2 protein-coding genes are annotated in these 1,205 nt (G+C 67.1%); both read right to left on the bottom strand.

Features of this window, described 5'->3' with window-relative positions; genetic code table 11:
* Positions 1-555: discoidin domain-containing protein (locus F3T56_RS45935; RefSeq protein ID WP_149831381.1), on the bottom strand; the 555-nt coding region annotated here is incomplete at its 3' end.
* Between the two features lie 86 nt (positions 556-641).
* The coding region (locus F3T56_RS45930; RefSeq protein WP_149831380.1) for a carbohydrate-binding protein at positions 642-1,205 on the bottom strand (564 nt) is incomplete at its 5' end.

Below are 1,205 nucleotides of genomic sequence, written 5' to 3'. Positions count from 1 at the left end.
GGCGCCGAGGGTGAGGTCGTCGCGCAGGTAGTTGAAGACCTGGAGCTCGCTGACACCTGCCTGGGCACGGCCCGGCCCACCTGTGAAGGTCAGCCGGACGAAGCGCGTTGCCGGCCGGGTGAACAGGTGTACTTCCCCTCGCGACACGGCTCGGTTGTGGGACCTGTCGGCGATGGTCTTCCACCGGCGACCGTCGGATGAAGCCTCGACGACGTACCGGTGGGCCACGCCACGATCCGGGAAGAGCACCTTGACCTTACGCAGGTTGTCGTAGGTTCCACCGAGGTCGACGGTGAGCCACTGACGGGCGCCGGCACGACCGGGTTGCCAGGACGTCGTCGGGTCGCCGTCGATGGCCAGACGGGCGTTCGACGAGCCGGTGGCGGCCGTCGCCGCGGCCCAGGGCTTGGCAGCGATATTGCTTTCGATCGGCTTGATGTCCGCGGTTCCGAAGGTCGCATGGGCCGGCTTGGGCACCATGAGTAAATTCGCGGACACCATGGTGACCAACGTCGTCGTGACCGCGATGGCGCGGGGCAGACGCTTGCTGCTCATGTCCTTCTCCTGACGATGTGACGTACGTGCGGCATGGGCTGTTCCGTACGCTCTGCCGGTCGAGAAGACCGGCAGAGCACGGGATGTCAGCTGGCCGCGGCACCGACATCGAGGTAGTCGACGTTGGGTAGTCCGGCTGCCGTGGTCGGATCCAACCGGATGGTGTTGCTGCCGGCGTTCAGCGAGACGGTCACGGTCTTGGTCGTCCACGTCGTCCACGCACCAGTGGACTCGAACGAAACGGTCCCCACCGTGGATCCGTTGACGATCAGGTTCGCCGGCCTCGTACCGCTACTGGAGCCATTGGCGAACCGGACTGCCACCGTCGCCGTACCAGCGGTCGCCGGGGTCACCGTGAACTGCGCGAAGGCCCCCGCAGCGGCACTGCCGTTGCAGAACCCGCTACCGGAAAAGCCCGCTTGGTTCGAGTCGATCGTGCCCTGGCACACCGCCGGTGCGGTTTCCGCCTCGTATCGCTGTCCCGATGGCGCGTCAGCAGAGATCTTGACCAGTGAGAGTTGGTCGACGGTGACGCCGCCGGAACCCGACGCCCGCACGGTGACGGTGGCGGCCCCGCTGGGCAGCTCGATGCCGGTGAGCTCGCGCTTGGCCCAGCCGCTCGACGACGGGATGCTGAGGGTGCGTTGGCT

The organism is Streptomyces tailanensis (genome assembly GCF_008386495.1).
GTDB classification, from domain to species: domain Bacteria; phylum Actinomycetota; class Actinomycetes; order Streptomycetales; family Streptomycetaceae; genus Streptomyces; species Streptomyces tailanensis.
This window is presented reverse-complemented; position numbering and strand designations above follow the sequence as displayed.